Here is a 26,739-nt window from a genome sequence, read left to right as displayed (position 1 = left end):
CGACACAAGGCGAGAGATCCCATGAGTACCAGGTGGTTCTGGCGGGCGCTGGTGCCCCGTTCCCTGCTGTCGCGGATGCTGCTGCTGTTGCTGCTGGCGATCCTGCTCTCCCAGACCATCCTCACCGGCATCTGGATGCAGCAGATCCAGAAGCGGGAGCTGGAAGGCATGCTCAGCACCACCCGCAATCTGGCGCTGTCGGCCGCCTCCACCGTCAACTTCTTCAAGTCCTTGCCGCTGCAGTATCGCCACATCGCACTGGACCAGCTGCGCAACATGGGCGGCAGCCGCTTCTTCGTGTCGCTGAACGAGGAGGAGATCCACATCAGCGCCATCCCCGACAGCGAGCGCAAGACGCTGGTGCTCAAGGAGGTGCAGGGGGTGCTGACCCGCAAGCTCTCCGACGCCATGGCGATCAAGGTGGATTTCTCGCGGCCCGAAGAGCTGCACGTCTTCAACAACGACACCCTGCTGGCGGATCTGCCCTCCTCCTGGGCCCGCTACACCCTGTCGCTGGAGCCGATCAATCCACCTGTGCTGGTGACCCAGATCGAGATAGAGCCGGGTGAGTGGCTCTATCTGGCGGCCCTGCTGCCGGCCCCCTACATGACACTCGACGATACCGTCATGCCCAGCAACCAGGTGCGCTTCATCGCCCTGATGACGGTGTTCCTCTGCTTCTTCACCTTCCTGCTGGTGCGCTGGCAGACCCGGCCGCTGCGCCGGCTGGCCAAGGCAGCGGTCAACCTAGGCAAGGACATCGACCAGCCCTCCCTGAAAGAGGAGGGGGCCTCCGAGATCGTGGCGGCGACCCGCGCCTTCAACATCATGCAGCACCGCATCCGCCGCTATATCGACGATAGAGAGCGGCTGTTCAGCTCGATTTCCCACGACCTCAAGACCCCCATCACCCGGCTGCGGCTGCGGGTCGAACTGCTCGACGACGAACAGCAGATCGCCAAGTTCAACAAGGACCTGGACGAGCTGGAGCTGATGGTGAAAGGGGCGCTGCAGACGGTGAAAGACACCGACATCCACGAAAACATCGAGCAGCTCGACATCGACGCCATGCTGGAGCAAATGGCGGAAGCCATGAACCTGCACGACGAGCGGCTGACCATCGAAGGTCACTGCAAACAGCCCTATCGCGGCAAGCCGCTGGCTCTCAAGCGCTGCATCGGCAACCTGGTGGACAACGGCATCAAGTACGGCCAACGGGTGCGCATTATCATCATGGACGACGAGGAGATGCTGATCCTGTTCATCATGGACGAGGGTCCCGGCCTGCCGGAGGATCAGTTCGAACGTATCTTCGAGCCCTACTACCGGCTCAGCACGGATCTGGCCGGTACCGGTCTGGGTCTGGGCATTGCCCGCAACATAGCCCACGCCCACGGCGGCGATCTGGTGCTGGAAAATCGTCCGCAGGGTGGCCTGCAGGCCACCCTCTCCCTACCAAGGCAGTAACCTTATGAAGTGGTTGTCTTTTTCTGTCATCGCCCTGCTCTCCCTGCCTGTAAGCGCCTCCCAGGTGGAGGTACTGCACTGGTGGACCTCCGGCGGCGAGGCCAGGGCAGTGGAAGTGCTCAAGTCCGAGTGGACCGAGCAGGGCAACCAGTGGAACGACTTCGCGGTGCAGGGCGGTGGCGGCAAGAGCGCCATGACGGTGCTGAAAAGCCGGGCACTGGCGGCCAATCCGCCGGAGGCGGCCCACCTCAAGGGGTTCGAATTGCGGGAGTGGGCCGGACTCGGCTTTCTGCGCGATCTCACCCCCATGGCCGAACACCTCGGCTGGTATCCCCAGCTGCCGCCCATGGTGCGGGAGACTCTCAGCCAGAACGGAGCCCTGATGGCGGTGCCGACCGGCATCCACCGGGTCAACTGGCTGTGGCTCAACCGCAAGATCTTCGAGCGCAACAAGCTGACGCCGCCCACCAGCTGGGCCCAGTTCGTGACCGTGGCCGACCGGCTCAAGCAGCAAGGGATCACCCCGCTCGCCATCGGCAACGAGCCCTGGCAGCTGGCGGTGCTGTTCGAAACGGTGGCACTCGGCGAAGGGGGCAAGGCGTTCTACCACAAAGCCTTCGTGGAACAGGACAGCGCCACCCTGACCGGCCCCGACATGGTGCGGGTACTGACCCGCTTTCAGCAGCTGCGCGGCTATGTGCCGGAGAAATACGCCGGCCTGAAGTGGCACCAGGCCACCAACCTGCTGGAGAGCGGCGGCGCCGCCATGCAGATCATGGGGGACTGGGTGAAGGGCGAACTGAGCGCCGGCAATTACCGGCCCGGCGAGGATATCGAGTGCCTGCCGAGTCCCGGCAGTGCCAGCCTGTTCAGCTACAACCTCGACTCCATCGCCATGTTCAAGCAGCGGGATCCTGCCCAGCTGCAGGCCCAGGGCGAGCTGGCCCAGTTGCTGATGACGCCGCGCTTCCAGCAGGAGTTCAACCGGGTGAAAGGCTCGATACCGGCGCTGACCAAGCCGGACATGAGCAAATTCGACCGCTGCGCCATCCGCTCCTATCAGGATTTTCTGCTGGCGGAGCGGGAGGGCAACCTGCTGCCCAGCATGGCGGAGGGGATGGCAACCCCGACCAACATGCGCCAGGCGATCATGGATGTGCTGAGCAACTTCTTCAACGACCCCAGAGCCAACCCGCAGCAGACTGCGCTGCATCTGGAGCGGGCCATGCGCTCGACCCGCTGACGCTTTTCGCGGCGGCCAGAAACGACAAAGGCGGATGAGATATCCGCCTTTGTCGTTATGAAAGTATTGGGGTCAGGATTGATCGTTTTCGTCCTCATCCTCGTCGTAGTAATCGCTGAGCTCGATCCAGAGCCCCAGTCCGATCATCACCATGGAACCGAACCAGGTGCCGGTGTTACCGATCGGGCTGCCCATCACTATCATGGCGAAAGACAAGAACCCCATGCCTGCGTAGGCTTGTAATCTGCCGTAGGAGACCTGCATATTCACACCTCCTTGTTGAATATGGTTCAATTTTTATATTACTCATACGGCGGGGAGTGGGTAGGCCCAGATAACACTTTGGTTACATATGCTGCCAGTTGCCGGAGTGGTTTGATTATTTTTTCGCCGTGAGTATCATTGGCAGCTGATTTGGTTGAAGGTTGATTATTGATGAGTGCTTTATTCTGCGACGCAACTCACGAGTTGGACGCAATCGGGCTTCGTTGCCCCGAGCCAGTGATGATGGTTCGTAAAAAAGTGCGGCTGATGGCTGACGGGGAGACCCTGTTGGTCAGTGCCGATGACCCCTCAACCACCCGCGACATCCCCAGTTTCTGCCGCTTCATGGATCACACTCTGGTCGCCAGCGAGACAGAGCAGGCCCCTTACCGCTATCTGATCCGCAAGGGTCAGTAAGCCCCAACACCGGAGCAATCCATGCCAGCCATTACCCGAATCGGCACCACCCAGCGTTGGTCTGACGTGGTCATTCACAACGGCACCCTCTACGTGGTGGAAGTGCCTGCCACCGATACCGCCGATATTCACCAGCAGACCCGTGAAGTGCTGGAAAGCCTACAGCGCCTGCTGGAAGCCAACGGCTCCGGCGTCGACAAGATCCTGATGGCCAACATCTACCTCAAGGACATTGCGGACATCGCGGCCTTCAACGAGCAGTGGGATGCCTGGATCCCGGCTGGCACCGCGCCGGTCAGAGCCTGCGTGCAGGCCCGTCTGGCCCATGAAGGCTACAAGGTCGAAGTGCAGCTGACTGCCGCCGTCTAAAGCCCGCAACGCCGAATAACAAAAGGCCCCGCCATCGCTGGCGGGGCCTTTTTCATGGCTGCGAACCGGACCGCTTAGGCGGTCGGGGTCAGGGTGATGGTCACCCGACGGTTCTGGGCCTTGCCTTCGGCGGTGCTGTTGGTGGCAACCGGCTGATCCGGGCCCACGCCGCTGGTGGAGATACGGCTGCCAGTCACACCCTGGCCGATCAACTGGGCGGCGACGGCATCGGCGCGCTGGGCGGAGAGCTTCATGTTCAGCTCGCGGGAGCCAGTGCTGTCGGTGTGACCGACCACGTTCAGGCGGGTCTTGTCGAACTCACCGACCACCATGGCCACGCCGGACAGGGTGTTGGCACCGGCCGCTTTCAGCTGGGCGCTGGAGCTGTCGAAGGTGACGTTGTTCGGCATGTTGAGGATCAGCTGGTCACCGTTGCGGGTCACGCTGACACCGGTGCCCTGCAGCTTCTCGCGCAGCTTGGCTTCCTGCACGTCCATGTAGTAGCCGATACCGCCGCCCAGGGCGGCGCCGGCGGCCACACCGGTCAGGATCCCTTTCTTGCGGTCACCCTTGCTGGAGGAGAGCGCGCCCACGGCAGCGCCAGTGGCCGCGCCAGCCAGCGCGCCCCAGGCGCCCTTGGAGGTCTGGGATTCGCCAGTGTAGGGGTTGGTGGTACAGCCGGTCAGGGCCACGAGCAGGGCAACGGCGGGAACAAGTGTCTTGAAATGCATGAAAAACCTCTAAAAAAACCGACTCAAATCCAAAGAGGGCGCATTCTACCCCAGAGCTGTGCCAAGGTGTGACGCTGTCGATGCAGATCCCCCATCTGCCACGCATGGCTGCCGCTCGGGCAGAGGAATGCACCCCGAACCTCGCTGACGTTTCACGGTCAGCGCGAACAACACATAGGCCCACGCCCCCCAGATGCGGGTTGCCGACCCGGTGACATTACCGCCAGAGTGGGGCTCCCCCACAACGGAGCCAGCCCATGTCTTCACTCGCCCATTCCGCCCTGCTCATCATCGACATGCAGGTCGGCCTGCTGCATGGCCCGGAGGCACCCCATGCCGGCCCACAGCTACTGGCCAACATCAACCGGCTTGCCGATGCCGCCCATGGTGCCGGCATCCCCGTACTGGCGGTACGCCACACGGGCCCGACCGGCAGCCCCATCGCTGCGGGCAGCTCCCTCTGGCAACTGGTGCCCGAGCTGGCCGTGACCGCAGCCGACCCCGTGTTCGACAAACAGCGACCAAGTGCCTTTCACGGCACCACCCTCGACAGCTGGCTGAGGGAACACGGGGTACAGACCCTGCTCGTCACCGGCATGAAGACCCAGTACTGCATAGATACCACCTGCCGGGCGGCAGCGGATCTCGGTTACTCAGTGGTACTGGTCAGCGATGCCCACACCTGCATGGATACCCCACAACTTGCCGCAACCCAGATCATCGCTCACCACAACGCCACCCTGGCCGGCCCCTTCGTACGGCTGATGAGCAGCGACGAGGTGTGCGAGGCGCTGACTCACACCCTTCAGCCCGGATAATCCTGGGCTCAAGATGCAAAAGGGAGGCATCAGCCTCCCTTCTCTTTTACCTTGCGCCCGGTTTATTGGCGCGCAGGCCCCTGCTGGCACTCGGCGTGGCAGGGGCAGGTCACCAGATGATCGTTCACCATCCCCACCGCCTGCATGAAGGCGTAGCAGATGGTGCTGCCGACGAAGGTGAAGCCACGCTTCTTGAGCGCCTTGGACATGGCATCCGACTCGGGCGAGGTCGCCGGAATGTCGCCGTTGCCCTGGCGCTGGTTGACGATGGGGGCACCGCCCACGAAACCCCACAGATAATCGACAAAGTCGATGCCTTCGGCCTCCAGCGCCAGATAGGCGCGGGCATTTTTGATGATCGACTGCACCTTGAGCCGGTTGCGGATGATGCCGCTGTCCTGCATCAGCCGCGCCACATCCTGCTCGTCGAACTGCGCGATGCGCACCGGATCAAAATCCGCATAGGCGCGATGGTAGCTCTCGGTGCGCTTCAAGATGGTGATCCACGACAGCCCCGCCTGCTGGCCGTCGAGGCAGAGCTTGGCAAACAGCTCGCGCGAGTCATGGACCGGCCTCCCCCACTGTTTGTCATGGTATTCGATGTATTCCGGGTCTTTGGTCACCCAGGCGCAACGCAACTCCATTCCCTCTCTCCTGTCATTTCATCCAATCCCCGGGGTCGATGCCAACCCGGGCGCGGGAGTGCCGACAACCCCTCTCGCCCAGGCCCGGCGCAGCGCCATCACATTAATCCGCTGTAATTTCGCCTATTATCCGACCATGCCAGACGGTATACTCCTTCGGTTCACATTCAGCAAATCTTGCTCTGATTTCATTTCGCGCGAAAAAAATTATGCAAAAATTCGATGTCAAAACCTTTCAGGGCCTGATCCTGCAGCTGCAGGACTATTGGTCCCGCCAGGGCTGTACCATCATTCAGCCGCTGGATATGGAAGTGGGTGCCGGTACTTCTCACCCCATGACCTGCCTGCGCGCCCTGGGCCCCGAGCCCATCGCCTGCGCCTACGTGCAACCGTCCCGCCGTCCGACTGACGGCCGCTACGGTGAAAACCCGAACCGCCTGCAGCACTACTACCAGTTCCAGGTGATCATCAAGCCTTCCCCCGACAACATTCAGGAACTCTATCTGGGCTCCCTGAAAGAGCTGGGCATGGATCCCGAGATCCACGACATCCGCTTCGTGGAAGACAACTGGGAAAACCCGACGCTGGGTGCCTGGGGTCTGGGCTGGGAAGTGTGGCTGAACGGCATGGAAGTGACCCAGTTCACCTACTTCCAGCAGGTTGGCGGCCTCGAGTGCAAGCCGGTCACCGGCGAGATCACCTACGGTCTCGAGCGTCTGGCCATGTACATTCAGGGCGTAGACAGCGTCTACGATCTGGTCTGGTCTGACGGCCCGCTGGGCAAGACCACCTACGGCGACGTGTTCCACCAGAACGAAGTGGAGCAATCCACCTACAACTTCGAACACGCCGATGTGGAGTTCCTGTTCCACTGCTTCGAGCAGTACGAGAAGGAAGCCCAGAACCTGCTGGCACTGGAAAAACCGCTGCCGCTGCCTGCCTACGAGCGCATCCTCAAGGCCGCTCACTCCTTCAACCTGCTGGATGCCCGCAAGGCCATCTCGGTCACCGAGCGTCAGCGCTACATCCTGCGCATTCGCACCCTGACCAAGGCCGTGGCAGAGGCATACTACGCCTCCCGCGAAGCGCTGGGCTTCCCGATGTGCCAACGCGGCAGCAACGAGAACAAGCAAGGTTAAGGAACGGACATGGCACAACATACATTTCTGGTAGAGATCGGTACTGCTGAGCTGCCGCCCAAAGCCCTGCGCTCCCTGGCCGAAGCCTTTGCCGACAACCTCAAGAGCGAACTGACCAAGGCCGATCTGGCCTTTGGCGACGTCGAGTGGTTTGCCTCACCGCGCCGTCTGGCGCTGAAGGTGCACGAGCTGGCCGGCGAACAGCCGAGCAAGAGCGTCGAGAAGCGCGGCCCGGCCGTGGCTCAGGCGTTCGACGCGGTCGGCAAGCCGACCAAGGCAGCCGAAGGCTGGGCCCGTGGCAACGGCATCACCGTTGAGCAGGCCGAACGCCTGGTCACCGACAAGGGCGAGTGGCTGGTTCACACCGCCAAGGTCGAAGGCCGCCCGGCCGTCGATCTGCTGGGCGAGCTGGTCGCCTCCGCACTGGCCAAGCTGCCGATCCCGAAAATGATGCGCTGGGGCGACAAGACCATCCAGTTCGTGCGTCCGGTCTTTACCGTGACCCTGTTGCTGGATGGCGAGCTGGTGCCCGCCCACATTCTGGGTATCGACTCTGCCCGCACCCTGCGCGGTCACCGCTTTATGGGCGAGAGCGAATTCACCATCGACAACGCCAGCCAGTACCCGCAGATCCTGCAGGAACGCGGCATGGTGATTGCCGGCTTTATGGCGCGCAAGGCCAAGATCAAGGCTGACGCCGAAGCGGCCGCTGCGGCCTTCGGTGGCGTGGCCGATCTGGACGACGCCCTGTTGGAAGAAGTGACCGCACTGGTCGAATGGCCGGTGGTGCTGACCGCCAACTTCGAAGAGAAGTTCCTGGCCGTGCCGGCTGAAGCGCTGGTGCACACCATGAAGGGTGACCAGAAGTACTTCCCGGTCTACGACAAGAACGGCAAGCTGCTGCCGAAGTTCATCTTCGTCACCAACATCGAGTCCAAAGACCCGAGCCAGATCATCAGCGGCAACGAGAAGGTGGTTCGCCCCCGTCTCTCCGACGCCGAGTTCTTCTTCAAGACCGACCTCAAGCAGACTCTGGCCTCCCGCCTGCCGCGCCTTGAAACCGTGCTGTTCCAGCAACAGCTGGGCACCGTCAAGGCCAAGGTCGAGCGCATCGAGACCGTCGCCGGCTTTATCGCCGAGCGTATCGGTGCTGATGTCACTCAGGCCAAGCGTGCCGGTCTGCTCTCCAAGTGTGATCTGATGACCAACATGGTCGGCGAGTTCACCGACACCCAGGGTGTCATGGGGATGCACTACGCCCGTCACGATGGCGAAGACGAAGCGGTTGCCGTGGCCCTCAATGAGCAGTACATGCCGCGCTTTGCCGGCGATGCCCTGCCATCCGGTCTGGTTGCCTGCGCCGTCGCCCTGGCCGACAAGTTCGACACTCTGGCCGGTATCTTCGGCATCGGCATGCTGCCGAAGGGTGACAAGGACCCGTTCGCCCTGCGTCGCGCTGCCATCGGTGCCCTGCGCATCATGACCGAGAAGCAGCTGGATCTGGATCTGGTTGAACTGGTTGAAGAAGCGGTACGCGTCTACGGCGACAAGCTGACCAACAAAACCGTCGTTACCGACGTGGTCGACTTTATGCTGGGTCGCTTCCGCGCCGCCTATCAGGACGAAGGCATCGGTGCCGACGTGGTGCTGGCCGTACTGGCCCGCCGCCCGACCCGTCCGCTCGACTTCGATCGTCGCGTCAAGGCCGTCAGCCACTTCCGCACCCTGGATGCCGCACTGGCACTGGCTGCCGCCAACAAGCGCGTGAGCAACATTCTGGCCAAGGTCGAAGGCGAACTGCCGACTGCCGTCAAACCGGAACTGCTGGTCGATGCCGCCGAGAAGGCGCTGGCCACCCAGGTTGCCGAATTGCAAGCCGAACTGGCCCCGCTGTTCGCTGCCGGTGACTATCAGGCCGCCCTCACCCGTCTGGCCGCCCTGCGCGAGCCGGTCGACACCTTCTTCAACGAGGTGATGGTGATGGCAGATGACGAGGCCCTCAAGGCCAACCGTCTGGCGCTGCTGAACAACCTGCGCAACCTGTTCCTGCAAGTCGCGGATATCTCGCTGCTGCAGTGATCTTGGTTGAGTTTTTGATAAAAAGCGGCGCCACAGGGCGCCGTTTATTTATTGCCAACATTAAATTTCCATTTTTATTCAAATGTCATTTTTTAAAATGACCACTAATACTGATTAGATAGTTTTGATAGGCATGAAAAGTTTCAAATGCAATATCTAAGCTAGGAAGACGATACTGCTTCACCCCATGCTCATAATCATCAATGTCAAAATGAGAGAAATACTTATCTCTAATATGTTTCATCTCACAGACATAAATATTAACATCACAAGGACTTTTAAATATTGTAACCCCATCACCAAAAGACTCTGTCAAATTTTTGGATAATTGACCAACAGTTATCTTATTGTTTCTTCTCTCTTCTCCGAAGATCATCAACCAGTTGGTCACGGCCAGTTTGTATAGTGCATCACGGGCGATCTCAAAGTATTTTATGTTGGCAGGCATATTTCTATACGCATCTATTGCTTTCAAACCTTCATCAACAATTAAAAACTGAGATGCATATATAGATTTTAATTTTTCTTGCATAAACCACCTCATATAACACCACTTAAAATTAGACATTCAGTGGTTTTAAAAAAATTTTAAGATTAGATAATATCTGCTTAAGACTGTCAAAAATAGATCCAGCAGGTTCGATTAACCGCCGGGTGTAATCGAACTTTCACGTAAATGGATTAACCCGCCATAACGGCCAACCGAACTGTCCAACTTGCTGGCCGCAGATGATTGGCAGGAACAACGAGAACAACAGCATATCAGTCATCCGACTTATAACTTGCTAATCTGACCTATGATGCCTTTGCCAACAAAGGGGCTAGATTCCGGGATCTATATCCTCTGCTACCAATATATTTCTCATATACCTCTTCACGAGATAATAAAACATCCCTCATATGGATACTTACTACAAACATTAATTAACGTACCATATCAAATGTTTTATTATGCATAGGAGATCAACATGAAATATTTAGCCAGCGCACTACTACTCGTACCTAGCTTGTCATTCGCAGGGACAGCAATAATTCCAGACTTTTACACCTTGGAGCAAGTAGGTCAGACATGTATCAAGATATCAAATGTTTCTGGAGAGCCAGCTCAAGTATCAGTCAAGATATATGGTAAAAATGGTGAGAATTTTAATGGTACTTTTGTTCCTTGGAACATTATCCCGAGCCTCAATACTCCATTTGTTCTAGAACCAAGAAAAACTGCTCATTTCTGCCTTCGCGATGCACAAAAAATAACACCGGGGTATGGTGTGATTGATAGTCAACCTCTCGATGGTTCTACAGGGCAAGTATTTGTGGTGGCTAGTGGATACTATGGTAGTGCGTCAAAAGACTACAGCATGGGGTTCTTGATTCCCATCAATGGAGGCCTTCCATTCTAATCGCCATAACGGCCAGCCGTATTTCCTCCTCCGGCTGGCCGCCTCTGTTGCACGACAGCAACCGCAACCAAGGCCACTCGTTCGTCCGATGACGTTGCGCCAATCGAACCTACAACGGCTTTGCCAACGCGGCGACAATCGCTTCCACGCTCTGGGTAACCGACAGGGTGGCGCTATCCAATATCAGACGCTCACTGTCCCAGGGTTGATAGTCGCGATCGATCACCGCCTGCCAATCCGGCAATGCCAACCCCTCGATATCCACCGTCCGGTTTTCGACCCGCTCGCGGTGCAGCTTAGGATTGGAGCAGACCACCTCGACATCGAGACAGGGCACCCCGACCGAGCGGGCGATGTCGTGGTAAGCATCTCGGGTCAGCTGGATGGGGTTAACGGAATCAGTGATGACGATCGAGCCAAGTGCCAGGTTCTCTCGAGCCAACCCATAGGCGACGAAATAACCGGCCGGCCCCATCTCGTTATCCGCCTGCTCAGCGGCACGAATGGCCTGCTCTATGGTATCAATGCGCAGGTAGATGGCCCCCAGCTGCTGGGCCAGAGCCCGTGCTATGGTGCTTTTTCCGCTGCCCGGCAAACCACTGAAGATGATCAGCATGTTCCATTCCCGTGATAAAAGAAGAACCAGAGCCATAGGGTATCGGATTGTCATCGCGCCTACAGCGTCTTGTTCAGGGCGGCACGGGATATGCCCGCCAGCGGCTTCTCTTGCTCGACAGTCGTCATCGAATATGCGCGAATATAAGCCTGCCTCTCTACCGACCATCCAAATTCATGTGCAGGCTGGCTGATGGATAGCAATAACCACAAAAATATTTGGTACCCCCCATTTCTTCTTGTTGTGCCTCATCAATGAAGCTGTTATTTATGCCAATACATACCTAAAAATAAACAACGCAGCATTTAAATTGCGTTGTTTTATATATCCAACCATCTTTCATATCACCGTGATGATGAAAAATGATGACATCCACATTCAAAAACAAACCTTTGAAAATCAACACCTTATTTTCAAGTAAAAATAGGGCACCCAAACAATGCACTTGCAAAGCAATATATAAAATCAATATCAGACTTATCAGAATTAAATAGGCATGGCCTTTTCCACCACCCCATTTTAATTTCCGCCATTCACCTGAAACACACAAATGGAGATGTGTAGAATGATTATGAAACAGAAGTTCGTTATGTTGGCCGCCTTGTCCACCCTGATGTTATCTACCAGTGCTTTGGCCACTTACCGGGTCGACGTGCAGTGTCTTGATCGGGTCATGTTGACCGATGTGCATGCCGGCTATATCAAATCGGCCAGTGGCGGCCCCGACGCCGGCAATGCGGTGGTGATTTCATGGGAAAAGAATTATGAGCAGGGCAGCACGAGCTTCCATGTCTTCAAGAACCTGAATGATTACCCCGGCAGGGGCATGTTCGAGATGGCCTTGCTGGCGCTGGAACGCGGCCTGCCGGTCAGTGCCTGGGGCAATGATGCCCAGTGCTCCGGTGGGATTCATCAGTTGAAGATCACCCGCAGCTTCAACCCCTAATCCTGCCCGCGCACAGACTGGCGCGGTAAAAGGAGTGAACTCAAAGCCGGGCCCGTCAGCTGCGCCCGGCTTTAACAATCCGCTCGACCGTCACTTACCTGCATCTGCAACATGCGAAGCGGCGTCGCCACGTATCTCACCTGTTCATGCCAACTCGGCCGGGACGATATCTCTGAGCCGGATAGGCAACCCGCCGATTTGGGCATATCTTGTCGGGGCGGCTCTGCCAGGGTGACAGGGCCCCTTCACGAGGTGCAACGATGAAACGAGCAATCCAGGCCGCCCTGCTGGCCGTCACCATGGCCGCCGGTGCGCAGGCCGCCGACAAGGTCACCACTGTCCCGGTGCAGTTTGCCAAGGGGGCCCACAGCGCCCAGCTCAAGGGCAGCTTCACCGGCTATGACACCATCCATTACACCCTGGTGGCCAAGGCGGGCCAGACCATGACGGTCAAGATCGGCGGCAGCAGCAACGCCAACTTCAATGTCTTCGCCCCCGGCGCCCTGCCCGGTCAGGCCGAGGCGCTGGGCAGCAACGATGGCAATGGTCAGTGGCAAGGCGCCCTGCCCACCTCCGGCAAGTACCTGATCCAGGTCTATCAGATGCGCGCCTCCGCCCGCCGTGGCGAGCAGGTGCCCCACACCCTGTCGGTCAGCATCCAGTAACCCCCGCCCACGCGATGCCCGTGCAACCACCGTCATGCCCCCATTCCGGGCTGGGCATGACGGCGGCCTGCTGGTAGGGTGGTGCCATCAATTAATCAACGACCGAGACAGCCATGCAACGCAAAACCCTGGCCCTGCTGCTGGCCAGCCATCTGCTGGTGGGCGCCGCCGGCTTTGCGGCCGGCATCTATGCCCTGCCGATCCTGATAGCCCCGCCCGCCCCCGCCAACGAGCAGGTTGCCGCCCGGCAGGCTCAGGCCAGCTTTCACGGCACCTTTCGCCGGGATCTGCAAGACAGCGACCGGCTGCACTGGGGTGAAGGGCAGGTCAGCATCGGACCCGATGCCATCAGCCTGATGGGCAAGCTGGCGCCGGGCCCCGACTACCAGCTCTACCTGTCACCCACCTTCGTCGAGACTGAGGCCGACTTTGCCCGTCTGAAGGAGAAGATGGTGAAAATCGGGCCGGTGAAGACCTTCGACAACTTTATCGTCCCCCTCCCTGCCGATGTGAACCCGGCCGACTATGACAGCGTAATCATCTGGTGCGAGACCTTCGGCCAGTTCATCACCGCCGCCCGCTACCGGCAGTAACGTCACAGGTGACCGCCAATGCTGCATCATAAAAAAACGGCGCCATCAGGCGCCGTTTTTTGTCGCAGTCTGCCGGGGTGTCAGCCGGTGTAGACGGGCAGTAGACCCGCCATGTTGAGCAGGTGGAACGCCGCGGTCAGCACCCCGAACAGGAAGACACCGGCGATCATCGGCATGCCGCCCGGCGCCCGGAAGCCCTCCTGCTTCTCACCTTGTTTGCCCTTGCCGGCGCGCACCTTCCAGGCCAGCAAGGCCGGGATGATGCAGGTCCACAGGGTAGCCACGGCGCCCGCGTAGCCGATGGCCATCAGGAAGCCGAACGGGAACAGCAGGGAGAGCAGCAGCGGCGGCAGGAAGGTGGCCGCCCACGACTTGGCGCGGCCGCCACGGCCGTTGTCGAACTTGAACAGATCCGCCAGATAGTCGAACACCCCCAGCCCCACCCCGATGAAGGAGGAGAGGATGGCCGCCATGGAGAAGAGGTTGAGGGCGCTGGCGACCGCCTCGGATTCGATCACCGAGGCCAGCGCCTTGAGCAGCACGTCGACGTTGCCGCCCTGAGCTACCACGGGGCCGAACTCGCTGCGCGGCAGGTTGCCGAACACGCTCACCAGCCAGATGAGGTAGAACAGCAGCGCGATGGCGGTGCCGCCGAGGATGGCGTAACGGGCGCGGCGCTCCTCACCGTAGTAGGCGCGCATGGAGGACACCGAGTGGTGATAACCGAACGAGGTGAGCGCCACCGGCAGCATGGCCAGCGCATAGGGGGCATAGCTGGCGTGCTCGCTCAGGGTATCGAACAGCAGGGTCGGCTTGATGTTGAGCGACAGGCCCGAGATGCCGAACACGAAGCTCAGCCCCATGGTGATGACCAGCACTACTGAGATGCAATCCACCGCCCTAGTGGAGTGCCACACCAGGCCGGAGAAGCCCAGGGTAAACAGGACTGAGCCCAACTGGCTGCCGATGCCGGTCATGCCGTCGATGATGAGGCCGGCCGAGGTGATGTAGGCGTAGAGCAGGATGCCGCCGACGAAATAGACGGTGAGGTTGTTGAGGGCGTTGAGCTTCTCCCCCAGCAGTTCGCGGGTAACGGTATCGAACGACACGCGCAGCGGGTAGCCCTGATAGGACTCCAGCAGCATCCAGCCGGAGAGCGTCATCACGATCATGGTCAGGGTGATGGCCAGCACCGACCAGATGGTCCAGGCGCCCGCCCCCGCACTCGGCAAGCCCAGCATGCCGGCCCCTACACAGACGCCGGCAATGATGCATGCCCCGCCCACCAACGATGGTTTCTGTCCCATTTACTTCTCCAAAGACGATTGTGGATCTGATCGCGACCGCGGACCGTTGCATGTGCTACGCCGGTTGTCATGGTAGATCGCGCTCATCTAGGTGCCGGCGCCCGGCGCTGGCTGCTTCGCAAGGGAAGCAAGGTGCGCTCAGGGCGGGCTGCCGGCTCGACACGGCAGCAGGGCCGCCAGGTCGGGGAAGGGACTTTACCCTGCTACCCCTCAGGTATCAAATGCGGGTGTACTTTCTGGCTGCCCAACGGGCCCTTCGCAGACAGCCTGCAACTGGCTCCTTGTGACTTAATGAGTGAGTTGCGGCAACAGTTGCAGCAGGTGGGCGCGATCTGCCAGCGGCGTCTGGCTGACCCAGATCCCCAGCAGGCCGTAAGCGAGCAGCGGCAACACCAGCAGCAACAGACAGAGCAGCCCCAGCAGCTGGCGAGGCGCGAGCCGGTGCACCTGCGTGCCCAGCTGCAGCGCATCGGCCCGCTTGGGGCAGGCGGCCATGCAGCTCAGGCAGCTGGTGCACTCGAGGCTGCGCACCGCGATCAGATGGTGCACCTGAATGCGCGACGGGCAGGCCCGGCTGCACTTGTCGCAGTCGTGGCCCGCACTGCGCAAGCAACGGGCCGGGTCACGGCGAATGCGCAGCGGGGTCAGCAGGCCGAGCAGGGCCAGCCAGGCGCCATAGGGGCAGAGGTAGCGGCAGAACCCTTGTCGGAAGGTGGCGGTGAGCAGCAGCACCCAGCCAAGGCACAGGCCCGAAATCAGGGTCAGGTTGAAGAAGAAGGCTCCCATCTTCATGTCCGCCGCCTGATGGTAGGGGCTGGCGAAGTAGCCGGGCAGGGCGGCGCTTGGCACCGCGATCAGCACGATAAACAGCAGAAAGGCGAGCACCAGAAACTTCTGGCCACGCAGCACGACATCGAGCCAGCGCGGCGGCGTCCACTCCCCCGCCAGCCATCGGCTGCGCAAACCGTGCAGCCACTCACCCACCAGCCCGAGCGGGCAGAACCAGGCACAGAACGCCCGCCCCAGCAGCAGGGCCGACAGCGAGAGCACCAGCACGGTGACGGTGGCCGCCGGATGGTGCGGATCCACCAGCCCCTGCCCGAGCCAGGCCCGCAGCCCGAGCCCGCCGGCGATGGGCAGGAAGCCGTCCACCACGTCCGGGCGCACCAGCCAGGGGCTCATCCCCTGTCCCAGCTGCCAGACATGTAGGCCGTACTGCAGCGTCACCAGCCCCCAGCAGAGCAACAGCAGCTGGCGTGTGCGCGCCCGCAGCCACTGGCTGTCGAGCACCTCGAGGGCGGGCAGCGGCCGCAGGTGGTGCCAGAGGGCAAGCGCGCCGGCCACCAGCCCCATGCCGAGCCAGAGCAGGCTGTCCGCCGCCAGCAACCAGAGCATGAGCAGCAGGCCGAGGGCAAGACGCCACTGCCAGCCCGATCGCGCCTGCCACGCCAGCAGCACCAGATAGGCCAGGCCGGCGGCCATGGTCACGGCTTCGATCACGCTCATGTTTCCCTCACTGCCTCATCCACCACTGGCGGCAAGGATAAAGGACATCTGAATTGATTATTTTGATCTGCATGGGCAGAGGGGGACATTTGCGCCCAATGCCCCCCATGGTTGAACCTTATGCCTTGCGGCTGTTGAACAACGGTTGGTCGGATTCGGCCTGCTCGGCCCAGAAGTGGATGTTGAAGCGGGCATCCTCCGACAGCTCGACCCTGTGCCAGTACTGGGGCGGGCTGGTGGCAAACTCCCCGGCCCGGATCACCAGGCTCAGCTCGGGCTCCTCGGCCTGCTCGTCGGCAAAACCGTGATAGGTGACGGTCCCCTCCATCACGCAGAGCTGGCCGAACACCCCGGCCGCGGTGTTGTGGTGGGTGAGCAGGGCCTGGGGCACGTTCTGGCGGGTGAAGAAGGGGGTGGAGCGGCGTACCACCCAGTGAGACGGTATCAGTTGCATGGCCATATCGGTTCTCCTCAGATGGCCGGGTCAGCCCGGCCGGTGCAATGAAAGGGGTTAACGGGGCAGCTGACGCAGCAGCGGGAAGGCGGCGCTCATCTGGTCGCCCCCCACCACGAAGCCGCACAGCTCACCGGCTTGATCGCGCGCCTCGGCCACCATGCCGTGGCTGTTCCAGCGGCACTGCCAGGCGAGATCCTCGCCCTTGGTGCGGCCGGCCAACTGCAGCGGGTAGCGCGGCGTCTTCACCTTCACCAGCATGGGCGGCAGGGTCAGCGGGGTCGGCGTGCCGAGCAGGGTGCGCGCCAGCGCATTGGCCCCCAGCACTATGGGTTGCAGGAAGGGGAGCAGCTGACCCTGCCACTGCACGCAATCCCCCAGCGCGAAGATGTGGGGATCGCTGGTCTGCAGCCGATCGTCGACCAGGATGCCGCGCTCCACTGCCAGCCCGGCCCCGCGGGCCAGGGCCAGATTCGGCCGCAGGCCGATCGCGGCGATCACCAGATCCTGCTCGCTGGTGCGGCCATCGGTCAGAGTCACCCGCCAGCTATCGCCCGGCTGGGCATCTATCCTGGCGAGACCTGTCCCGCACTGCAGGCTGACCCCCTGGCTGCGCAGCGCCTGTTGCAGCGGCTGGGTCAGAGTGGCGGGCAGCAGGGCGCTGAGCGGGCTGTCGGCCAGATCCAGCAGGGTAACCTCGCGGCCATCGCTCGCCATGTCCATCGCCAGCTCGCAGCCGATGAGGCCGGCCCCCAGCACCAGAATGCGGCGGGCCTGCTGGATTGCCCCCTCGGCGGCGGCATACTCCTGCTGGCTGTTGAGGGTGACCAGATGTTCGCTGCCCGGCAGCTCGGGGCGTACCGCACTGGCACCGGTGACCAGCACCAGCTGGCCATAGGGGAATTCCCCCTGCTCGGTCAGCACCAACCGCCGGGCTGGGTCGATGCCGAGCACCGGGCTGTGGGGCAGCAGCGCAATGCGCTGCTGCTCGGCAAAGTCGCTGCCGCTCTGACGGGTCATGGCCGCGGCGGCGCAGCCCCGGCTCACCACGTGGCTCAAGTCCGGCTTGTTGTACTCGTCGCCGCTGTCGGCGGTGATGAGGCGGATGGGCTGCTCGGCGTCCAGCTTGCGCAGGCTCTTGACCAGCTGCTGGGCGGCGAAGCCGCTGCCGATCACCACTATCTCCCGGCTGATGCCGGCGTCAGTTTGAATTGTTGCGCTCATACACAGGCCTCCACGGCGCAGGGTTCGAATACCTCCTTGCCGATGCCGCAGCCGGGGCAGAGGAAGCTGTCAGGTACCTGAGCCCAGGGGGTGCCCGGCGCCACCAGCTGATCCGGCTCGCCCTGGGCCGGGTCATAGACCCACTGGCAGACGGTGCAGAGCATGGCCTGGTCGTCGTCCCATTCGGCAGCCGCCGCTGCAGCTTTCGGCTCAACAGCAGGCATTGCGGGGACGGGTGTCACGGCTGTCTGAGTGGCGCTGATCGGGCGGGGCGCCTCCAGCGGATGCAGTGCCCACTGACGGGCGAGCTGACGGCCGTGCTCGCGGCATTCGGCCAGCGCCGAGCCATCTGGCCGCCACTTGGCCTTGAGGGAGATGCTGATGTCGAAACCCGCGTCCATCAGCCGGGTCTGGATCCGGTCCACCGCGCCGCCGGTCCAGCCGTAGCTGCCGAAGGCCGAGGCACGCTTGTTACGGAAGCGCAGGCCGGTGATCTCCTCGAGCATGCCCGCCACCTTGGGCATCATGACGTTGTTCATGGTGGAGGAGCCCACCAGTATCCCCTTGGAGCGGAACACCTGGGTCAGGATCTCGTTCTTGTCGTGGCGGGCCACGTTGTAGATCTTCACCGCCACGCCCGGATCCACCTCGTGGATGCCCTGGGCGATGGCATCGGCCATCATGCGGGTGTTGTTGGACATGGAGTCGTAGAAGAGGGTGATGCGGTCTTCCTGATAGTGATCGGCCCACGCCAGGTATTTCAGGATGATCTGGGTGGGGTCCTCACGCCAGACGATGCCGTGGGAGGTGGCCACCATGCTTACCGGCAGGTTGAAGCCCAGCACCTCCTTGATCTTGGCGGTCACCAGCGGGCTGAAGGGGGTGAGGATGTTGGCGTAGTAGCGCTGGCACTGCTCCATCAGCTCGGTCTGATCCACCTCGTCGTTGAACAGGTGCTCGTCACAGTAGTGCTGGCCGAAGGCGTCGTTGGAGAAGAGCACGGCGTCCTCGGTCATATAGGTCATCATGCTGTCGGGCCAGTGCAGCATGGGGGTTTCGATGAATACCAGCTGCTTGCCGTTGCCGATGTCCAGGCTGTCGCCTGTCTTGACCGGGTGAAAGTTCCACTCCGGGTGGTGATGATGGCCGGTGATGGAGTCGATGGCGTTGTGGGTGCAGTAGATGGGGGTGCCGGGGATGCGGGCCATCAGCTCGGTCAGGGCGCCGGCGTGATCCTCCTCGGCATGATTGATCACCACATAGTCGATGGCGGCGAGATCGATCTCGGCCGCCAGGTTCTGCACGAACTCGCGGCTGAACTTGTGATCGACAGTATCGATCAGCACGTTCTTCCCTTCGCGGATGAGATAGCTGTTGTAGCTGGTGCCCTTGTGGGTCTTGTACTCGGTGCCGTGGAAGTCGCGTACCTCCCAGTCCCGTTGGCCGACCCAGTGGATGTTGTTCTTGACGTGAATGCTCATCAGGCAGTTCCTCGAATGCAATAGTGTATGTTCGACTGAACCAGCTATTGCAGAGGATGTGCCAACTCATAACACTTTGTTTTTATTTACAAATAAAATCATTCATTGTCATTTAGACAATCTCTCTTTATAGTCAAAATCACAAACACACTGTCATTTGGACAATCATCGTGATCTCGACCGACAGCCTGGCGCGCATCGCCCTCGACCTGCAACTCGGCATCTCCCATCAGGACCGCTTTCACCGCCTGATCCAGAGCGTGCGCAGCCTGCTGAACTCGGATGCCTCGGCCCTGCTGCGCTACGAGGGGGGCCAGTTCATCCCGCTGGCCATCGACGGCCTGATGCAGGACGTGCTGGGGCGCCGCTTCGCCCTCAAGGATCACCCGCGCATGGAGGCCATCGCCCGCGCCGGCGACGTGGTGCGCTTCCCTGCCGACAGCAGCCTGCCCGACCCCTATGACGGCCTGCTGCCGGATCACGACGACTTCAAGGTGCACGCCTGCGTCGGCCTGCCGCTGTTCTCGGATCAGGCGCTGATCGGCGCGCTGACCATAGACGGCATGAACCCCACCCAGTTCGACGCCATCAGCGACGAGGAGCTGCGGCTGGTGGGCGCCCTGGCCGCCGCCGCCCTCAACAACGCCCTGCTGCTGGAGCGGCTCGCCCGCCAGAGCAGCGAGCCGCTAGTCCCCGGCGCCCGGCCCGGCCCTGAGCAGCCGGAGATGATCGGCCAGTCCCCCGCCATGGCCCGGCTGCGCCACGAGATCGAGGTGGTGGCGAACTCGGAGCTGAACGTGCTGATCCTGGGGGAGACCGGGGTCGGCAAGGAGCTGATCGCCAAGGCGGTGCATCGAGGTTCCCAGCGCGCCAAGGCCCCGCTGGTCTACCTCAACTGCGCCGCCCTACCCGAATCCGTGGCCGAAAGCGAGCTGTTCGGCCACGTGAAGGGGGCCTTTACCGGCGCCATCCACAACCGGGCGGGCAAGTTCGAGCTGGCGGATCAGGGCACCCTGTTCCTCGACGAGATCGGCGAGCTCTCTCTGCCGCTGCAGGCCAAGCTGCTGCGGGTGCTGCAATACGGCGATCTGCAGCGGATCGGCGACGATACCCCGCTCAAGGTGAACGTGCGCATCCTGGCGGCCACCAACCGGGATCTGAAGCAGGCGGTGGTCGAGGGGCAGTTCCGGGCCGACCTCTACCACCGCCTGAGCGTGTTCCCGATCCACGCCCCGGCACTGCGCGAGCGCCCCGGCGACATTCCCCTGCTGGCCGGTTATTTTTGCGAGCGCTGCCGGCTCAGCCTGGGGCTGGAGCGGCTGCGCATCCAGCCACAGGCGCTGCAACTGCTCGAGCGCCACGACTGGCCCGGCAACGTGCGCGAGCTGGAGCACGCCATCCACCGCGCCGCCGTGCTGGCGCGGGCCGAACAGGGCAGCCAGGCCCCGACCCTCGCCAGCCATCACTTCAACCTGGCAGCCGGCCCCCTGCCCCCCTCCACCAGCCCCGCCATGGCGCCGGTTGCCCCCTTGCCCGGCGGCCTCGGCCTGCGGGCCGCCACCGACGCCTTCCAGCTCGCGCTGATCGAGCAGACCCTGGCCGCCCATGACGGCAACTGGGCCGCCACCGCCCGCACGCTGGAGCTCGACAGCGGCAACCTGCACCGGCTCGCCAAGCGGCTCGGCCTCAAGGCCTGAGGCGTCCATCCAGGGCCCATCAAACAAAAACCCCCTCGCTGGCGAGGGGGTTTTCTTGTTGATGGCTCTGCCGTGGCGCGATCAGCGCAGGGACTTGACCGAGCGGCGAACGATCAGCTCCGGCTGGACCGTCATCGACTCGACTTCCAGCTCCTTGTTGCGGATCCGGCTCACCAGCTGCTGCACCGCCAGCAGGCCGAGCTCGGCCTTGGGGTGGCGGATGGTGGTCAGCGGCGGGCTGGAGAAGCGCGCCATCTCCACGTCGTCATAACCGATCATGGAGATGTCGTCCGGCACCTTGACCCCGGCTTCCCAGGCGGCGCAGATGGCGCCGATCGCCATGGGATCGTCGAAGGCGAACACCGCGGTCGGCCGCGGCTTGAGGGCCAGGATCCGCTGCATGGCATCGAATCCGCTCTGGCTCTCGTAATCCCCTTCGAAGATCTGCTCGTCTTTCAGGGTCAGTCCCTGCTCGCCCAGGGCATCGCGCACCCCGTCCAGCCGCTGCTGGGTGGTCGGCTTGGCCAGCTGACCGGTGATGCAGACGATGTCGCGGTGACCCTGCTCCAGCAGGTGGCGCACGGCCAGACGCGCACCGATGCGGGCGTTGTCGTTGATGACGTTGGCAAAGTCACACTCGGTACCCCAGTCCAGTACCACTTGCGGCACGTTCTTGTGGATGCGCAGCATGTCGCGCAGCGGGGTATCGATGTCGGTTCCCAACACCAGCAGACCGTCGACCCGCTTCTCCATCAGCATGCGCAGGTAGTGCTGCTGACGGGGCGGCTGGTTCTCGGTATTGCAGAGGATCAGGCTGTAGCCCTGCTCGAAGCAGTACGCCTCCACCCCTTGCACCACTTCCGCAAAGAAGGGGTTGGCACTGGTGGTCACCAGCATGCCGATGGTCTTGGTCGAGTTTATCTTGAGGCTGCGCGCTACCGAGTTGGGCGCGTAGTTGAGTTCTGCCACCGCCTCAAGCACTTTTTGGGTTGCGTCTTCGCTGACCCGACGGGTGTGATTGAGTACATGTGAGACGGTGGAGATGGATACGCCTGCGCGGGAGGCGACATCCTTGATAGTGGCCATCTCTGTCTCCTGAAGATCAAAGGCGGAACATTAGCAGATTTCCCGAATAAAGGCTTGGTTTTAACGAGCACTGCCAATGAATTGTCAATTCTGGCTAATCTAGGCGCTCCTTTCTATTTGCGCAAACGGATTTTGGTCAAAATGGGAGCAGTGTCAGGGTAAAATATCGTCAGTTTTTTCATCTATCATTTATCGAAAGCACACCTTGTTGAGAAGATGTTAATCAACACCTTCAGCATCAATATCTAAATCAGATTTCAATATTGGTTATTTGTTTCAAAAAAGCACTATTCCACCCTCTCTGGTTAGTATCTTTAACAGCTTGTTATTGCCCAGCGAGGAATGATAGAACCATACCTATTGCCGGACTGGCGGGATCACGGTTCGGAATGGCACACGGAAAATGAAACAATCCACTGATTAAGGGACGAATCGATGAATAAGTTGAGCAAAATGGCAGTCAGGACAGCGGTTTCTATGGCCCTGTTCGGATCGGTATCACTGGTCCACGCGGCGGACACCATCAAGATCGGCATCGCCGGTCCGGTCACCGGCCCGGTCGCCCAGTACGGCGACATGCAGTTCACCGGCGGCAAGATGGCAGTCGAGCAGATCAACAAGGCCGGTGGCATCAAGGGCAAGCAGATCGAAGCCGTCATCTATGACGACGCCTGCGATCCCAAGCAGGCCGTGGCGGTCGCCAACAAGGTGATCAACGACGGCGTCAAGTTCGTGGTCGGCCACCTTTGCTCCGACAACACCCTGCCCGCTTCCGACATCTATGAAGATGAAGGCGTGCTGATGGTCACCCCGGCCTCCACCAACCCCAAGATCACCGAGCGCGGCTATCAGCTGGTGCTGCGTACCATCGGCCTGGACAGCGACCAGGGTCCGACCGCCGCCAAGTACATCATCGAGCAGGTCAAACCCAAGCGCGTGGCCGTCATCCACGACAAGAAACAGTACGGCGAAGGCATCGCCTCCAGCGTGAAAGCGGCGCTGGACAAGGCCGGCGTCAAGGTGGTGGCGTTTGAAGGCATCACCGCCGGCGACAAGGACTTCTCCGCTCTGATCGCCAAGCTGCAGAAAGAGAACGTCGACTTCGTCTACTACGGCGGCTATCACCCCGAGCTGGGTCTGATCCTGCGTCAGGCTGGCGAGAAGGGCCTCAAGGCCAAGTTCATGGGTCCGGAAGGGGTCGGCAACAAGGACATCTCCGCCATCGGCGGTCCGGCCTCCGAAGGCCTGCTGGTGACCCTGCCGAACAAATATGACCTGGTGCCGGCCAACGCCCCGCTGGTGGCCGCGTTCAAGGCCAAGGGTCAGGACTCCTCCGGTCCGTTCGTGTGGACCACCTATGCCGCGGTACAAACCCTGGCTGCCGGTATCGCCAAGGCGGGTGAGGATGACCCGGCTGCCGTTGCTGCCGCCATCAAGGCCGCACCGATCGATACCGTCATGGGCACCCTGAGCTGGGCTCCGAGTGGCGACCTGAAAGGCTTTGAATTCGGTGTGTTCCAGTGGCACGCCGACGGTACCTCCACTCAAGTCAAATAATCTGCCGGTCGGGGTGACATGAGTCACCCCTCCTTTCTTTGCGGGCAAGTACAGGGAACGCAGTATGTCCGAACACTTCCTTTACCTGGTTCAGCAGTTGCTGAACGGGTTAACCATAGGCAGCACCTATGCGTTGATCGCCATCGGCTACACCATGGTCTATGGCATCATCGGCATGATCAACTTCGCCCATGGCGAGGTCTACATGATCGGCTCCTATGTCGCTTTCATGGTGATGGCGGGGCTCATGATGATGGGCATCGACAGCACCTTCCTGCTGCTGGGGGGCGCCTTCCTGGTCAGCATCGTCATCACCGGCACCTATGGCTGGACCATAGAGCGGGTCGCCTACCGCCCGCTGCGGGGCGGCAACCGGCTGATCCCCCTCATTTCCGCCATCGGCATGTCGATCTTCCTGCAGAACATGATGCGGATGGCCCAGGGCTCGCGCGACATCGCCATGCCCACCCTGATCTCCGGCGGCTGGACCCTGGGTGAAGCCGACGGCTTCCAGGCCAGCCTCTCCTGGATGCAGCTCATCATCTTCGTGGTGACCTTCATCACCATGCTGGCGCTGACCCAGTTCATCGGTCGCTCCCGCATGGGCCGCGCCTGCCGCGCCTGTTCGGAAGACATCAAGATGGCCAACCTGCTGGGGATAGACACCCACGTGGTCATCTCCATCACCTTCGTGCTGGGGGCTACCCTGGCCGCCGTCGCCGGCGTGCTGCTCGGCATGTATTACGGCGTCATCAACCCCTACCTCGGCTTCATGGCCGGGCTGAAAGCCTTCACCGCAGCGGTACTGGGTGGTATCGGCAGCATTCCCGGCGCCGTGCTGGGCGGCCTGCTGCTCGGTGTGGTCGAGGCGCTCACCGCCGGCTACCTCAGTACCGAGTACAAGGATGTGATGGCCTTTGCCCTGCTGATCGGCGTGCTGCTGTTTATGCCGACCGGTATTCTCGGCCGCCCGGAGGTGGAAAAGGTATGAAAAAACAATTCATTCATGCCTGCATCGCCAGCCTGGTGCTGCTGGTGCTCTCCTTCTGGCTGCTCGGCTTCAAGCTCGAAACCGACGGTACTCGCCTGCTGGTGACCAGCCGGCTCGACGTGTCGCTGACCTGGCTGCTGGGCGGCGCCACCCTGGTGTTCTGGTTCCAGATGCTCCGCGGCCAGATATCCAGGCTGTTTCAGGCCTCCATCAGCGGCTTCTCGGTCGGCTTCACCAAGCTGGTGCTGCCGAGCCCCGAAGAGGCCCCCAAGCTCTATAACCTCACCGCCGTGCTGGTGCTGCTGTTCGCGGTGAGCTGGCCCTTCATGGCCTCGCGTGGTGCCATCGATCTGGCCACCCTGGCCCTCATCTACATCATGCTGGGCCTCGGCCTGAACGTGGTGGTCGGCCTCGCCGGCCTGCTCGATCTCGGCTATGTCGGCTTCTACGCGGTCGGCGCCTACAGCTATGCCCTGCTCAACAGCTACTTCGGGCTCAGCTTCTGGGAGTGCCTGCCCATCGCCGGGCTGACGGCGGCCACCTTCGGCTTTTTGCTCGGCTTCCCGGTGCTGCGGCTGCGAGGGGATTATCTGGCCATCGTCACCCTGGGCTTTGGCGAGATCATCCGCATCCTGCTCAACAACATGACCAGCCTGACCGGCGGCCCGAACGGCATCTCCGGCATTCCCAAGCCGACCCTGGGCGGTCTGGAGTTCAACCGCACCGTCAAGGATGGCGGCTTCGAGACCTTCCACGAGTTCTTCGGCATCGCCTACAACGCCAACCACAAGGTGATATTCCTCTACCTGATGGCGCTGGTGCTGGTGATCGCCACCCTGTTCGTCATCAACCGCCTGCTGCGCATGCCGCTCGGCCGCGCCTGGGAGGCATTGCGGGAAGACGAGATCGCCTGCAAGTCGCTGGGGCTCAACCCCACCATCATCAAGCTGACCGCCTTCACCATTGGTGCCTGCTTCGCAGGCTTCGCCGGCAGCTTCTTCGCCTCGCGCCAAGGCTTCATCAGCCCGGAGTCCTTCGTCTTCATCGAGTCGGCCATCGTGCTCGCCATCGTGGTGCTGGGCGGCATGGGCTCCCAGATCGGGGTGGTGCTGGCCGCCATCGTGATGACGGTGCTGCCTGAGCTGGCGCGCGAGTTCAACGAGTACCGCATGCTGATGTTCGGCCTCTTGATGGTGTTCATGATGATCTGGCGGCCACAGGGATTGCTGCCGATGACCCGTCCGCATCTGGAGTTAAAGAAATGAGTGCCAATCAGAAGTTAATGGAAGTTTCTGATCTGTCGATGCGCTTCGGGGGCCTGCTGGCGGTCAACGGCGTCAAGCTGGACGTGGACAAGGGGGAGGTGATCTCCATCATAGGCCCCAACGGAGCGGGCAAGACCACCGTCTTCAACTGCCTGACCGGTTTCTACCGCCCGAGCGGCGGCATCATCCGCTACAAGGGCGAGGAGATCCAGGGGCTGCCCGGTCACCTCATCGCCCGCAAGGGCATAGTGCGCACCTTTCAGCACGTGCGACTGTTCAAGGACATGACGGCGGTGGAAAACCTGCTGGTAGCCCAGCACAGGCACCTCAACACCGGCTTTCTGGCCGGGCTGTTCAAGACCCCGGCCTTTCGCCGCGCCGAACGGGAGGGGCTGGAGCAGTCCGCCTTCTGGCTGGAGAAGGTGGGGCTCAAAGATCTCGCCAACCGCGCCGCCGGCAACCTGGCTTATGGCCAGCAGCGCCGGCTCGAGATTGCCCGCTGCATGGCGACCCGGCCCGAGCTGCTGATGCTGGACGAGCCGGCCGCCGGCCTCAACCCCCACGAGACCGACGAGCTGAACGAGCTCATCTCCAACCTGCGGGACGAGTTCGGGGTCTCGGTGCTGCTGATCGAGCACGACATGAAGCTGGTGATGGAGATCTCCAACCGCATCTTCGTGGTCAACCAGGGCACCCCGCTGGCCCACGGCAAGCCGGACGAGATCCGCAGCAATCCGGCAGTGATCAAGGCCTATCTGGGCGAGTCGTAAGGACAAAAAG

At 61.4% G+C, this 26,739-nt stretch carries 27 protein-coding genes; 16 read left to right on the top strand and 11 right to left on the bottom strand.

The genetic code is table 11. From position 1 onward, the window contains the following. Positions 1-21: 21 nt before the first annotated feature. Together QLG02_RS15150 and QLG02_RS15145 are read left to right on the top strand one after the other, a co-directional pair. Entirely contained in the window at positions 22-1,467 is a 1,446-nt protein-coding gene (locus QLG02_RS15150) for an ATP-binding protein (protein ID WP_042064458.1), read from the top strand. 4 nt (positions 1,468-1,471) lie between these two features. Continuing rightward, positions 1,472-2,710 carry an ABC transporter substrate-binding protein gene (locus QLG02_RS15145; protein WP_282465568.1) on the top strand — a complete coding sequence of 413 codons (1,239 nt, stop codon included), beginning with the start codon at positions 1,472-1,474 and terminating at the stop codon, positions 2,708-2,710. A gap of 72 nt (positions 2,711-2,782) precedes the next feature. On the opposite strand, the gene QLG02_RS15140 is transcribed toward QLG02_RS15145, so the two are convergent. Then, positions 2,783-2,974 carry a hypothetical protein gene (locus QLG02_RS15140; RefSeq protein WP_005307420.1) on the bottom strand — a complete coding sequence of 64 codons (192 nt, stop codon included), beginning with the start codon at positions 2,972-2,974 and terminating at the stop codon, positions 2,783-2,785. 171 nt (positions 2,975-3,145) lie between these two features. On the opposite strand from QLG02_RS15140, the gene tusA reads away from it, so the two are divergent. Next, positions 3,146-3,391, top strand: a complete 246-nt coding sequence (gene tusA, locus QLG02_RS15135) for a sulfurtransferase TusA (RefSeq protein WP_005307416.1) — start codon at positions 3,146-3,148, stop codon at positions 3,389-3,391. 21 nt (positions 3,392-3,412) lie between these two features. After that, positions 3,413-3,760, top strand: a complete 348-nt coding sequence (locus QLG02_RS15130; RefSeq protein ID WP_016348988.1) for a RidA family protein — start codon at positions 3,413-3,415, stop codon at positions 3,758-3,760. Between the two features lie 74 nt (positions 3,761-3,834). Here QLG02_RS15130 and QLG02_RS15125 read toward each other — a convergent pair whose 3' ends face one another. After that, entirely contained in the window at positions 3,835-4,491 is a 657-nt protein-coding gene (locus QLG02_RS15125) for an OmpA family lipoprotein (protein WP_011704158.1), read from the bottom strand. Between the two features lie 257 nt (positions 4,492-4,748). Here QLG02_RS15125 and QLG02_RS15120 point away from each other — a divergent pair, with 257 nt between their 5' ends. Then, positions 4,749-5,309: a cysteine hydrolase family protein gene (locus QLG02_RS15120; protein WP_282465567.1), complete on the top strand. Its 561-nt coding sequence runs from the start codon at positions 4,749-4,751 to the stop codon at positions 5,307-5,309. A gap of 62 nt (positions 5,310-5,371) precedes the next feature. On the opposite strand, the gene QLG02_RS15115 is transcribed toward QLG02_RS15120, so the two are convergent. Further along, the gene (locus QLG02_RS15115) at positions 5,372-5,953 is read right to left on the bottom strand and encodes a DNA-3-methyladenine glycosylase I (protein ID WP_282465566.1); all 582 of its coding nucleotides are present in this window, start codon (positions 5,951-5,953) and stop codon (positions 5,372-5,374) included. Positions 5,954-6,162: 209 nt separating this feature from the next. Between QLG02_RS15115 and glyQ the strand changes: the two genes are divergently transcribed. Continuing rightward, positions 6,163-7,092: a glycine--tRNA ligase subunit alpha gene (glyQ, locus tag QLG02_RS15110; protein ID WP_010672400.1), complete on the top strand. Its 930-nt coding sequence runs from the start codon at positions 6,163-6,165 to the stop codon at positions 7,090-7,092. Positions 7,093-7,101: 9 nt separating this feature from the next. Then, positions 7,102-9,171 (top strand): glycine--tRNA ligase subunit beta, encoded by a 2,070-nt coding sequence (gene glyS, locus QLG02_RS15105; RefSeq protein ID WP_282465565.1) that lies wholly within the window; start codon positions 7,102-7,104, stop codon positions 9,169-9,171. Between the two features lie 85 nt (positions 9,172-9,256). Here the strand turns inward: glyS and QLG02_RS15100 are convergent, their stop codons facing one another. Then, positions 9,257-9,703, bottom strand: a complete 447-nt coding sequence (locus QLG02_RS15100) for a hypothetical protein (protein WP_282465564.1) — start codon at positions 9,701-9,703, stop codon at positions 9,257-9,259. A 436-nt stretch (positions 9,704-10,139) separates the two neighbouring features. On the opposite strand from QLG02_RS15100, the gene QLG02_RS15095 reads away from it, so the two are divergent. Next, entirely contained in the window at positions 10,140-10,571 is a 432-nt protein-coding gene (locus tag QLG02_RS15095; RefSeq protein ID WP_139392397.1) for a hypothetical protein, read from the top strand. Positions 10,572-10,680: 109 nt separating this feature from the next. Here QLG02_RS15095 and QLG02_RS15090 read toward each other — a convergent pair whose 3' ends face one another. Beyond that, entirely contained in the window at positions 10,681-11,187 is a 507-nt protein-coding gene (locus QLG02_RS15090; protein ID WP_282465563.1) for an AAA family ATPase, read from the bottom strand. A 565-nt stretch (positions 11,188-11,752) separates the two neighbouring features. On the opposite strand from QLG02_RS15090, the gene QLG02_RS15085 reads away from it, so the two are divergent. From QLG02_RS15085 to QLG02_RS15075, 3 genes are all read left to right on the top strand, one after another. Beyond that, a complete protein-coding gene (locus QLG02_RS15085; protein ID WP_158198263.1) occupies positions 11,753-12,133 on the top strand; it encodes a hypothetical protein in 381 nt (126 codons plus the stop codon). A 260-nt stretch (positions 12,134-12,393) separates the two neighbouring features. Further along, positions 12,394-12,798: a g-type lysozyme inhibitor gene (locus QLG02_RS15080; RefSeq protein ID WP_282465562.1), complete on the top strand. Its 405-nt coding sequence runs from the start codon at positions 12,394-12,396 to the stop codon at positions 12,796-12,798. A 113-nt stretch (positions 12,799-12,911) separates the two neighbouring features. Continuing rightward, positions 12,912-13,391, top strand: coding sequence for a DM13 domain-containing protein (locus QLG02_RS15075; protein WP_024945475.1), 480 nt, complete (start codon positions 12,912-12,914; stop codon positions 13,389-13,391). Between the two features lie 80 nt (positions 13,392-13,471). On the opposite strand, the gene QLG02_RS15070 is transcribed toward QLG02_RS15075, so the two are convergent. From QLG02_RS15070 to norV, 5 genes are all read right to left on the bottom strand, one after another. Further along, entirely contained in the window at positions 13,472-14,698 is a 1,227-nt protein-coding gene (locus QLG02_RS15070) for an aromatic amino acid transporter (protein WP_282465561.1), read from the bottom strand. Positions 14,699-14,986: 288 nt separating this feature from the next. After that, entirely contained in the window at positions 14,987-16,204 is a 1,218-nt protein-coding gene (locus tag QLG02_RS15065) for a 4Fe-4S binding protein (RefSeq protein WP_282465560.1), read from the bottom strand. Between the two features lie 118 nt (positions 16,205-16,322). Next, positions 16,323-16,664, bottom strand: coding sequence for a DUF1971 domain-containing protein (locus tag QLG02_RS15060; RefSeq protein ID WP_016348974.1), 342 nt, complete (start codon positions 16,662-16,664; stop codon positions 16,323-16,325). 51 nt (positions 16,665-16,715) lie between these two features. Next, complete coding sequence (gene norW, locus QLG02_RS15055) at positions 16,716-17,882, bottom strand: NADH:flavorubredoxin reductase NorW (RefSeq protein ID WP_282465559.1); 1,167 nt, start codon at positions 17,880-17,882, stop codon at positions 16,716-16,718. Further along, positions 17,879-19,363 (bottom strand): anaerobic nitric oxide reductase flavorubredoxin, encoded by a 1,485-nt coding sequence (gene norV, locus QLG02_RS15050; RefSeq protein WP_282465558.1) that lies wholly within the window; start codon positions 19,361-19,363, stop codon positions 17,879-17,881. Before norV ends, norW begins: the two co-directional genes overlap by 4 nt. 170 nt (positions 19,364-19,533) lie before the next feature. Here norV and norR point away from each other — a divergent pair, with 170 nt between their 5' ends. After that, the gene (gene norR / locus QLG02_RS15045; RefSeq protein WP_282465557.1) at positions 19,534-21,060 is read left to right on the top strand and encodes a nitric oxide reductase transcriptional regulator NorR; all 1,527 of its coding nucleotides are present in this window, start codon (positions 19,534-19,536) and stop codon (positions 21,058-21,060) included. A gap of 81 nt (positions 21,061-21,141) precedes the next feature. On the opposite strand, the gene QLG02_RS15040 is transcribed toward norR, so the two are convergent. Then, positions 21,142-22,146, bottom strand: coding sequence for a substrate-binding domain-containing protein (locus tag QLG02_RS15040; RefSeq protein ID WP_011704143.1), 1,005 nt, complete (start codon positions 22,144-22,146; stop codon positions 21,142-21,144). Positions 22,147-22,581: 435 nt separating this feature from the next. Between QLG02_RS15040 and QLG02_RS15035 the strand changes: the two genes are divergently transcribed. From QLG02_RS15035 to livG, 4 genes are all read left to right on the top strand, one after another. Next, a complete protein-coding gene (locus tag QLG02_RS15035; protein WP_016348967.1) occupies positions 22,582-23,703 on the top strand; it encodes a branched-chain amino acid ABC transporter substrate-binding protein in 1,122 nt (373 codons plus the stop codon). A 64-nt stretch (positions 23,704-23,767) separates the two neighbouring features. Next, positions 23,768-24,694 carry a high-affinity branched-chain amino acid ABC transporter permease LivH gene (gene livH / locus QLG02_RS15030; protein ID WP_011704141.1) on the top strand — a complete coding sequence of 309 codons (927 nt, stop codon included), beginning with the start codon at positions 23,768-23,770 and terminating at the stop codon, positions 24,692-24,694. Further along, positions 24,691-25,959 (top strand): high-affinity branched-chain amino acid ABC transporter permease LivM, encoded by a 1,269-nt coding sequence (locus tag QLG02_RS15025; protein WP_226032630.1) that lies wholly within the window; start codon positions 24,691-24,693, stop codon positions 25,957-25,959. The genes livH and QLG02_RS15025 overlap by 4 nt, the downstream gene beginning before the upstream one ends. Next, positions 25,956-26,729, top strand: a complete 774-nt coding sequence (gene livG, locus QLG02_RS15020) for a high-affinity branched-chain amino acid ABC transporter ATP-binding protein LivG (RefSeq protein WP_011704139.1) — start codon at positions 25,956-25,958, stop codon at positions 26,727-26,729. The genes QLG02_RS15025 and livG overlap by 4 nt, the downstream gene beginning before the upstream one ends. Positions 26,730-26,739: the final 10 nt, after the last annotated feature.

It is taken from the genome of Aeromonas sp. V90_14, assembly GCF_029967615.1.
GTDB classification, from domain to species: Bacteria; Pseudomonadota; Gammaproteobacteria; order Enterobacterales; family Aeromonadaceae; genus Aeromonas; species Aeromonas hydrophila.
The sequence above is the reverse complement of the archived record's forward strand: the minus strand, read 5'-3'. Positions and strand labels throughout refer to the sequence as shown.

Bases quoted from the DNA above. Each gene is read 5' to 3' on its own strand.
- QLG02_RS15150 (WP_042064458.1), top strand. From the start codon at position 22: ATGAGTACCAGGTGGTTCTGGCGGGCGCTGGTGCCCCGTTCCCTGCTG.
- QLG02_RS15145 (WP_282465568.1), top strand. From the start codon at position 1,472: ATGAAGTGGTTGTCTTTTTCTGTCATCGCCCTGCTCTCCCTGCCTGTA.
- QLG02_RS15140 (WP_005307420.1), bottom strand. From the start codon at position 2,974: ATGCAGGTCTCCTACGGCAGATTACAAGCCTACGCAGGCATGGGGTTC.
- tusA (WP_005307416.1), top strand. From the start codon at position 3,146: ATGAGTGCTTTATTCTGCGACGCAACTCACGAGTTGGACGCAATCGGG.
- QLG02_RS15130 (WP_016348988.1), top strand. From the start codon at position 3,413: ATGCCAGCCATTACCCGAATCGGCACCACCCAGCGTTGGTCTGACGTG.
- QLG02_RS15125 (WP_011704158.1), bottom strand. From the start codon at position 4,491: ATGCATTTCAAGACACTTGTTCCCGCCGTTGCCCTGCTCGTGGCCCTG.
- QLG02_RS15120 (WP_282465567.1), top strand. From the start codon at position 4,749: ATGTCTTCACTCGCCCATTCCGCCCTGCTCATCATCGACATGCAGGTC.
- QLG02_RS15115 (WP_282465566.1), bottom strand. From the start codon at position 5,953: ATGGAGTTGCGTTGCGCCTGGGTGACCAAAGACCCGGAATACATCGAA.
- glyQ (WP_010672400.1), top strand. From the start codon at position 6,163: ATGCAAAAATTCGATGTCAAAACCTTTCAGGGCCTGATCCTGCAGCTG.
- glyS (WP_282465565.1), top strand. From the start codon at position 7,102: ATGGCACAACATACATTTCTGGTAGAGATCGGTACTGCTGAGCTGCCG.
- QLG02_RS15100 (WP_282465564.1), bottom strand. From the start codon at position 9,703: ATGCAAGAAAAATTAAAATCTATATATGCATCTCAGTTTTTAATTGTT.
- QLG02_RS15095 (WP_139392397.1), top strand. From the start codon at position 10,140: ATGAAATATTTAGCCAGCGCACTACTACTCGTACCTAGCTTGTCATTC.
- QLG02_RS15090 (WP_282465563.1), bottom strand. From the start codon at position 11,187: ATGCTGATCATCTTCAGTGGTTTGCCGGGCAGCGGAAAAAGCACCATA.
- QLG02_RS15085 (WP_158198263.1), top strand. From the start codon at position 11,753: ATGATTATGAAACAGAAGTTCGTTATGTTGGCCGCCTTGTCCACCCTG.
- QLG02_RS15080 (WP_282465562.1), top strand. From the start codon at position 12,394: ATGAAACGAGCAATCCAGGCCGCCCTGCTGGCCGTCACCATGGCCGCC.
- QLG02_RS15075 (WP_024945475.1), top strand. From the start codon at position 12,912: ATGCAACGCAAAACCCTGGCCCTGCTGCTGGCCAGCCATCTGCTGGTG.
- QLG02_RS15070 (WP_282465561.1), bottom strand. From the start codon at position 14,698: ATGGGACAGAAACCATCGTTGGTGGGCGGGGCATGCATCATTGCCGGC.
- QLG02_RS15065 (WP_282465560.1), bottom strand. From the start codon at position 16,204: ATGAGCGTGATCGAAGCCGTGACCATGGCCGCCGGCCTGGCCTATCTG.
- QLG02_RS15060 (WP_016348974.1), bottom strand. From the start codon at position 16,664: ATGGCCATGCAACTGATACCGTCTCACTGGGTGGTACGCCGCTCCACC.
- norW (WP_282465559.1), bottom strand. From the start codon at position 17,882: ATGAGCGCAACAATTCAAACTGACGCCGGCATCAGCCGGGAGATAGTG.
- norV (WP_282465558.1), bottom strand. From the start codon at position 19,363: ATGAGCATTCACGTCAAGAACAACATCCACTGGGTCGGCCAACGGGAC.
- QLG02_RS15040 (WP_011704143.1), bottom strand. From the start codon at position 22,146: ATGGCCACTATCAAGGATGTCGCCTCCCGCGCAGGCGTATCCATCTCC.
- QLG02_RS15035 (WP_016348967.1), top strand. From the start codon at position 22,582: ATGAATAAGTTGAGCAAAATGGCAGTCAGGACAGCGGTTTCTATGGCC.
- livH (WP_011704141.1), top strand. From the start codon at position 23,768: ATGTCCGAACACTTCCTTTACCTGGTTCAGCAGTTGCTGAACGGGTTA.
- QLG02_RS15025 (WP_226032630.1), top strand. From the start codon at position 24,691: ATGAAAAAACAATTCATTCATGCCTGCATCGCCAGCCTGGTGCTGCTG.
- livG (WP_011704139.1), top strand. From the start codon at position 25,956: ATGAGTGCCAATCAGAAGTTAATGGAAGTTTCTGATCTGTCGATGCGC.